5 protein-coding genes are annotated in these 8,010 nt (G+C 42.2%); all 5 read right to left on the reverse strand.

Annotation, left to right across the window (positions count from 1 at the left end):
* Positions 1–16 precede the first annotated feature (16 nt).
* The gene (locus tag Hs30E_RS04445) at positions 17–1,486 is read right to left on the reverse strand and encodes a PP2C family serine/threonine-protein phosphatase (RefSeq protein WP_172208303.1); all 1,470 of its coding nucleotides are present in this window, start codon (positions 1,484–1,486) and stop codon (positions 17–19) included.
* Between the two features lie 79 nt (positions 1,487–1,565).
* A complete protein-coding gene (locus tag Hs30E_RS04450; protein WP_172208305.1) occupies positions 1,566–2,225 on the reverse strand; it encodes a vWA domain-containing protein in 660 nt (219 codons plus the stop codon).
* A gap of 194 nt (positions 2,226–2,419) precedes the next feature.
* A complete protein-coding gene (locus Hs30E_RS04455; protein WP_172208307.1) occupies positions 2,420–3,562 on the reverse strand; it encodes a hypothetical protein in 1,143 nt (380 codons plus the stop codon).
* 115 nt (positions 3,563–3,677) lie between these two features.
* Positions 3,678–4,829 carry a restriction endonuclease, SacI family gene (locus Hs30E_RS04460; protein WP_172208309.1) on the reverse strand — a complete coding sequence of 384 codons (1,152 nt, stop codon included), beginning with the start codon at positions 4,827–4,829 and terminating at the stop codon, positions 3,678–3,680.
* 351 nt (positions 4,830–5,180) lie between these two features.
* Positions 5,181–7,775 (reverse strand): ATP-dependent chaperone ClpB, encoded by a 2,595-nt coding sequence (gene clpB / locus Hs30E_RS04465; RefSeq protein WP_172208311.1) that lies wholly within the window; start codon positions 7,773–7,775, stop codon positions 5,181–5,183.
* Positions 7,776–8,010: the final 235 nt, after the last annotated feature.

Below are 8,010 nucleotides of genomic sequence, written 5' to 3' on the forward strand. Positions count from 1 at the left end.
TTAATCGTGCCCCTGGCTACCCCGAATATGATGAAATATCGTCTTCGCCAACATCGCCGCTGTTTTCATCGGAAAACGTAGACTCTGCGTGATTTGACGATGAGGGAACAACTTCATTGTCCTCATCATTTGAAACAGCACCCTGTGAAGCGCGGGGCAGATACGGATTCTCTGTTACTGGCGGTTCACTCACAAGCGGCTCGCTTGTTGACGTTGTGTTGGTATTGGTTGGCATGGCATCGTCATAGCTGAATAGACCAGAGAAGAAACTAAAAACAGAAATTCCTCCGATGACCGCTAAAAAAACGACTATAACAATGACAATCTCCAGCAGTTTGCTCTGCTTCTTCTTACCGTTTTTGCCGCCTTCCCCAGACGTCCTAATAGGGTTCGGCTCACTCTGGTTGCCTCCCACGCTGGGCTTTGATACTCCGCCATTGCTGTCAACTTGAAAAGCATCATCTCCACTAATCACAGCCGTCACTACAGGCGGTTGAGCTACTACACCCCTGTCTTTGCGAGAAGGATATAACTCCTTATCGGACTGAGCTTTCTTTTCTGCCCAATTAGGTTCTGCATATAGTTCGACAGCCTTCAGCGCTGGGATTTTATCAACGCTGCTACCAATAATCGCAAGCGCAGTTTTGTCATCTTTGCAACGTAGCAGCATTTTGGTGATATTGTCTTGAGCGCAGACAGTATTTACTGTTTGATGCACCATGTCATGGTTTTGAAGCGCCTCCAAATACGTTTCGGAGAGAAGTTTATATAGTAACTCTCTCTTCAAGTTTCCATCAAGGAAATCTTTTGTAATTTCACTGTACTCCCTCTCGTGTTTGCGATACCAGCCCGGGTGCATAAGAAAAGAACACATCGGGATATACAAGTCTTTTTCACCTGTGCCAAGCTCATATGGTCGCATTTCACCTCGCATTCCATCCGTCAAAAGAAGGACAGATGTAAGCACATCTCCTCGGAAAGCATCTATTTCCCATGTATCTTCTCCTCCGCGAAGAGGAACAACAGTGCTTCCATCTTTTCCATTATGGGGCTTTGTTATTTCTGAATAGTCCCCATAAACGGTCAGCCCAAAAATTCCACCGTCACCAGCGTGACCATAATATAGCCTGTCTCCGTTAAAAACAACCAAGGACAGAGTGGTATCATAGCTTTCAAGTGGCTGTCTATCTTGTTCAGCTTTATCCTTGATTTTTTTCAACGCTGCATTGTATGCGCAGTATATCGTTCTTTTAATTCCGTTTTCCCTAAGCGATACTGGCATATATGAGGCAACGAAATTCACTGCTGTTTCTACAGCCATTTCTGAACCTACCTTAGAGTTTACGGCGGAACCAACACCATCTGCGACTGCTGCAACCACCCAACCATTTTGAAGATCTATAAATTTGCAAGAGTCTTGACATGGAGTTTTGGTTTTATCATGAGACGTCCCGCGAACAGAATGTCCATAAATATAGTAAGACATAATTACCTCCTATTGTTTATTGAGTGACAAGCTCTACGAACACAATTTAGTATCGCCCGCAGAGCTTGTCCCAATGCGTTTACCATTGGCTTGGCACAACATTCTGTGGAAGCGGAGCGTAGTCAGGGTCTGCATCAGGGCGACTTACCGAAATGTAACTCATGCTTTCAGCCATCCAGTCGAAAATGCCTGCAAAATCGTGACCGCTCATATCAAAAACACGCTGTGACAGTCTGTGAAGAACAGTCTTGTCTGCATTGTCAACCGCAAGTGACCAAAACTTTAGCTTGCTCTTTTTTTCTTCGCGCTGAACCAATTCAATGGCTTCCTCAATATGATTTGCCGCTTCACCCTCCGGACGACCATCGGTAATCATAAATATCCAAGGCATATGCGCAGGCGTTCCTTTCGTAGCGTAGAGAAGGTTGCGTTCTTTCACTAAGCGAACAGCCTCTTTGATGCCTTCGCCCATGTGGGTCAACCCACCAGCCGAAAGAGTGGGGCCAGTCATGCTGGCAATTGGAAGGAAATCTTGCACCACACGTGCGTGGTCATTAAACTCCACGATAGCCACATCCAAGCGCAATTTTGCAAGCTCGTCCTGAGAAACTTGGTCGACAAACTTTTTTACGCCTTCGTTAAGGCTACGGATGCTTTCGCCGGACATTGAACCCGATGTGTCCAGCAATAGTACACATGCCAAGTGGGATTCGCCGGGAACTTCAATCTTGTTGTTCATAATGAACCTCCTAAGTGATTTTGTATTTCCCGTGAGGTTGGCCATTTCCTCTGGGGATGCTTTTATTATATCCGATGTCGAAATAAATGGGAATGATTTATAATTGTCTGTATTTTGGCACATATTGTAGAACGAGTGAAACAAAATGAAATTTAACGCAATGCTAATAGTATAAATGCAATAGCGCAACAATGTTACGATTTGTTGCGCTGTCGGATTATTCGAACATAGCCCGCCCCCGGCACTTCCCAATCAGAAAACCTAACCGTGACAGCAGTTTTGTCAAAAAGAACCCTTGCTGGTTGAATGTATCGCGCATCTTGCATTGGAAAGAACGCATAGCCAGACATTTCTAAAAAAGACTGCGCATCGCCTTGTAATACGTATGAGTGGTCCAACTCTTTACAAGGAATATCTATGCGAAATGAGTTTGCGGCTCGTTCTGGCTGGTAATCATAGACAATGCTGTATTGCAATATCACTTGGATATTGGTGTCATTAGGCAATAATGGAATCTGGATAAAAGCTTCCCATTGTTTTGTCGAAGAAGCAGCTCCATTTATAATATGCCGCAATTCAGTTCCTGAGTAATAATCTGATGAAGGGATGCCATTAATGGTAACTTTGACATCATCAGCACTAATTTTTACGACAGCAAACTCGGTGTGACTAATTCCGAATCCAATCTTATGTGAATATTCACCAATCTCTTTTACTATAGTTTGTGTTTGAATTACTTCGCGCTGAATTTCAGATTTTCTTTCGGTAAGTTTTATAATTTCTTCTTTCTCATCTGTTAAAACTAAGGCAGGACAATCTAAAAGGACATCAACTTTTTCTGAATAGTCCTGCTTGGCTCTTTTAAATTCGCTTGTAGTACACGAAAAAATATCAATAGCGGGTGGTTCATCCCACTCTGGGGGAATGCGGGATGTCACTTCGCCCATATGTTTTTCCACAGCTCTTCTACACTGTAAGGTATTAATGAAATCCGCCAATAGACCTACTTGCTCAGTATGCTTAATTTGCTGCTTGACTTTAGCTATTATCTCAGCCTGAGTGTCTAACAACTCGTACTGTGTTGCCAAGGAGTCAAGTAACGAAAAAAGCGCAGAACCAGGCCGCTTCTTTACCAGCTCACCAGCCATACCACTTGAATATTCTAATATTTTGCCTATTATATTGTTCGAAAAAGCTCCGCCATTTATCACTTTTGCTTTGTTACGCGACAACGTTCCAGTGTCTATATAGGTGCAGTTGGCGATTTCAACTTGGGTCAGCCACCCATTATTTAATACAAAAAGAAAATAGTCCTCGTGTGTTAGTGTTGGTTTCATTGAGTTCCTCCTAAAATGAATGCATTTTGTCATCTATGCAGAGAGTCGATAATTCTGGAGAAATCACAGCACATGAAATTTCACAGTTTTGTTTCTCCATAATGGACAGACTCATTTACACCCCGAATTGCTTAGCCGCAGTATTCCTAATAAAAGCGATTGTTTCCTCTTTGAACTTTGTCTCAATAGCCGTCTGCAAGATATATTTCACATAATGGTCAACGTCAACATCCTCGATTAGGCTGAGTAAGGTCGGAACGAAATAATCCACCGGTATCACGTTAATCAAGAAACCTTTGACTTGATACTCCCGCAAACAGGGCTTTATCTTGTTAGGGTCATAATAAACAGACCGACCAGCGATGAAGTGCATTTGAGTTTTTCCGGCAGCCAAGACCTTGTCAGCGGCGTGGCGAATATCGTGGTCGGTGAATGTCTTATGCTTAAGCTCGTTACAAAGGAAAAGTGAGCCGCTCTTGTAAATGTCTAAGTCGCTGACTTCTTTGCTTGAAGCACCACTCTGGTTGACAGGATGAACCTCGACAACATATTCATCGCAGATGCCGCCCAAAACAGAGGAAAGATTTGACAAAGTGCGAACTTTTTCATTTTCTTTTGAGGTAATTTGAATGTTATCTGATGATGTTTGTGTATAGATGTCTTTGCCATTATTAGTAATGGCATAAATTCCCCCTTCAGATTCTAATGTTTTTTCTGCACTTTTCGCCAAATCTACCAGTTTAGATTCCCCAAAAACGTCACTGATAACACATATATCTTGCGTCACAACTTGAATGCGTTCACGTCCAACATCAAGCTCAACTTCTCTTTTTTGCAATTCCTTTAGCTGATCAATCGTTGTCGTATAAAGGTAAGTAGCTGTTTGTTCCTCTTCGCCACTACCTTCACTTGGCACAATAAATAACTCACCATTTTTTCCCAAGTAGGTCAACTGACTAGGTTCAGAAACAAGCGTGCTAACTAAAAGTTCATCATGAAAACCACCAATTTCATCCACAGAATAAATCACACTTTGTTTCTGATGATTCAAAGTCGACACATAAACCTTTTCTTTCACTTTTTCCATGTGAATAACTTTTTCAACTTCACTCGGTAATGTCAGTTTCGTTTCTTTATAATTTGTAGTAGGCGGTTGAATGACGATAGTTTCTTTTGATGCTTTTGTTTCCTTTTGCGCTTCCTTTTTCCCACACCCAACTAATAAAAAAATACTTATCACTAAAATTAACGTTGATATTTTTTTCATTTTAAGCTCCATTTCTAATCACTACGTTCGGTGAATCAAATAATCCGAATATGAGTATAAGTGCGCATCTTATCTCTTTAAAAAACACCTGTTTTAAGTTCTGTATTTCCCACGACTTACCTCCTCATGTTCCGACACTCACTCGTATAAAGTACGCAAGTTATAGTACGCGCTTTCTTATTATTTTAATACCTAATTATACCAATCCTTATGACGATTATCAAATATTTACAACATTTATTTTAAATATTTGATAATATTACGAAAACAATTTAAATGTTCTGACTTGACTTATTAGTCGCTAAATTTCATCAAACAAAAATCCCGTTTTCAAACGGAATTTCCATTATCTTATTTAACATCAAAAACCAATTTATCATCTTTCAATCCAACCAAAATCACTGAATTTGGTAAAACTTTGCCAGATACGAGTTCCTTCGCAAGTGGCGTTTCCAGATTTTTCGTGATAAATCGTTTAATGGGGCGCGCCCCATATTCTGGTTCATACGCATTTTCAGCAATCCAATCAGTCGCAGCTGCGGTAAGTTCAAGGCGAATATCTTGATGTGCCAAGCGCTCAGACAACTGTGCTACGATTTTGTCAATAATTTGTTTGACCACGTTCAAGGTCAGTGGTGTAAAGAGAATCGTGTCGTCAATGCGATTGAGAAATTCTGGTTTGAAATGTAATTTCAGCTCATCCAAAACTGCCTCTTTGGTCACATTTTCAAGCGTACCGTCATCAGAAATGCCATCAAGCAAAGTTCGTGAGCCAATATTTGACGTCATAATCAGAACTGTATTTTTAAAATCAACGACAACACCCTTAGAATCAGTCAAACGCCCGTCATCAAGGACTTGGAGCAAGATATTGAAAACATCAGGGTGGGCTTTTTCAATCTCATCCAGCAAGATAATCGTGTAAGGGTTGCGGCGCACCGCCTCGGTCAACTGACCACCCTCGTCATAGCCAACATAGCCTGGAGGTGCGCCAACCAAGCGCGACACACTATGTTTCTCCATGTACTCACTCATATCTATCCGCACCATGTGGCTCTCAGAATCGAACAAATCTTCAGCAAGACTTTTAGCAAGTTCGGTCTTTCCAACACCTGTCGGACCAAGGAAAAGGAAACTACCCAAAGGTTTATTAGGGTCTTGCAAGCCCGCACGACTGCGGATAATGGCATCAGACACAGCATTGACCGCCTCGTCTTGCCCAACCACGCGCTCATGCAAGGTATCTGCCAAATGTAGCAGTTTTTCCTTTTCGCCCTCAACCAATTTAGTCACTGGAATACCCGTCAAACGACCGATGACTTCAGCGATTTCATTGTCTGTCACGGATTCTTGGACGAGATGATTACTAGCATCCGCCTCTTGCGCCCGCTCTAACTCGGCAACTTCAAGCTCCAGTTTTGGAATCGTGCCATGACGTAGCACCGCTGCCTGTTCCAAATTGTAATCATTTTCCGCATTTTCCAAGTCAAACCGCGCTTGCTCCAACTCCGCACGCTTGGTATGAATCGCCTCAACCGCCTCTTTTTCCGTCTCCCAACGCATTTTCAGCGCATTTGCCGTTTCTCGCGTATTGGCGAGTTCTTCTTGTAAAAGTGCCAGACGTTTCTTAGAGCCCTCGTCCGTTTCCTTTTTCAGCGCCTCCTCTTCAATCTCCAACTGCATCAGCTTGCGCGTAATCTGGTCTAACTCCGTTGGCGACGAGTTCATCTCAACCCGAATCGTTGCACTCGCCTCATCCACAAGGTCAATGGCCTTGTCAGGCAGAAAACGATCGGTTATATAGCGATTGGACAGAGTTGCCGCCGCTATCAAAGCATTATCATGAATCTTCACACCATGATGCACCTCAAAACGCTCTTTCAAACCACGTAAAATGGAAATCGTATCTTCAACTGTCGGTTCTTGCACCAAAACCTTTTGAAAACGGCGCTCTAAAGCTTTATCTTTCTCAAAATTTTGCCGATATTCATCCAAAGTCGTTGCCCCAATCAAATGCAGCTCGCCTCTTGCCAACATCGGCTTGAGCAGATTTCCCGCATCCATTGACCCTTCAGTCTTACCCGCACCAACAATCGTATGAATCTCATCAATGAACAGAATAATCTGACCATCAGACTTCTTGATTTCATTTAAAACAGCTTTGAGCCGCTCCTCAAACTCGCCACGGAACTTAGCGCCCGCAATCAGCGCCCCCATATCCAGACTGAAAATCGTCTTATCTTTGAGATTGGCAGGCACATCTTTCTTGACAATGCGTTGCGCCAACCCCTCAACAATCGCGGTTTTTCCGACACCAGGCTCGCCAATCAAAACAGGATTATTCTTCGTCTTGCGCGACAAAATTCGCACGACATCCCGCACTTCCTCATCGCGCCCGATAACAGGATCCATCTTACCCGCACGGACTTTTTCAACCAAATCCTCGCCATATTTTTTGAGCGCCTCGTATTGCTCCTCTTGATTTTGACTCGTCACACGACTCCCTCCTCGCATACTTTCGATTTTTTCTTTCACATTTTTCTCATTTACGCCGTTTTTTAGCAAATATTCGGTCAAATGGTTGTGCGCTTGTGAAAACAGCGCAAGTATAACCGTCTCAGTGGACAGAAACTCATCTTTGAAATTCTCAGCAAGTTTCTCAGCCGAACTGAACAATTTGAACAAATTTTGACTCAAATTTTGCCCATAAGCCACATTCCCACCTGTTACAACAGAAATCTTATCCAATTCTTGATCAATTTCAGTCTCAAAATCTGACACCGAAAGCCCCAAATCTTGATAAAAATCATGCGCAAATTGCCCAGGCTGAATCAAAAATTTCCAAAGATGTGCGATTTCAATATTTTGATGTTGCCGAACTTGTGCAATTTTTTGCGCCTCAGCCAATGCTTGTTGTAAAGTTGTTGTCATTTTTTCAATATTCATCGTTGTTTTTCCTCCATTTTCAGAAGTTTATACCCATTTAAGTATGAAAACGAAACATAAGATTTTGTGCTTAAATGCGTATAATTAGAGATTATCTATCTCTAAATCTTATTAGACTTCTCCCGAAATTAAATTTCGAAATTGATAATACCACAAATTAAGGACGCCCGAAGTAAGTGCCTCTTTCTTCGATTACGATATTTCTGAGCCATACACTTAAAGGTTTTGATTTTAG

The sequence above is a fragment of the Pseudolactococcus hodotermopsidis genome, from assembly GCF_011170085.1.
GTDB classification, from domain to species: domain Bacteria; phylum Bacillota; class Bacilli; order Lactobacillales; family Streptococcaceae; genus Pseudolactococcus; species Pseudolactococcus hodotermopsidis.

Coding starts and splice junctions, on each gene's coding strand:
- Hs30E_RS04445 (WP_172208303.1), bottom strand. CDS start 1,486: ATGTCTTACTATATTTATGGACATTCTGTTCGCGGGACGTCTCATGAT.
- Hs30E_RS04460 (WP_172208309.1), bottom strand. CDS start 4,829: ATGAAAAAAATATCAACGTTAATTTTAGTGATAAGTATTTTTTTATTA.
- clpB (WP_172208311.1), bottom strand. CDS start 7,775: ATGAATATTGAAAAAATGACAACAACTTTACAACAAGCATTGGCTGAG.
- Hs30E_RS04450 (WP_172208305.1), bottom strand. CDS start 2,225: ATGAACAACAAGATTGAAGTTCCCGGCGAATCCCACTTGGCATGTGTA.
- Hs30E_RS04455 (WP_172208307.1), bottom strand. CDS start 3,562: ATGAAACCAACACTAACACACGAGGACTATTTTCTTTTTGTATTAAAT.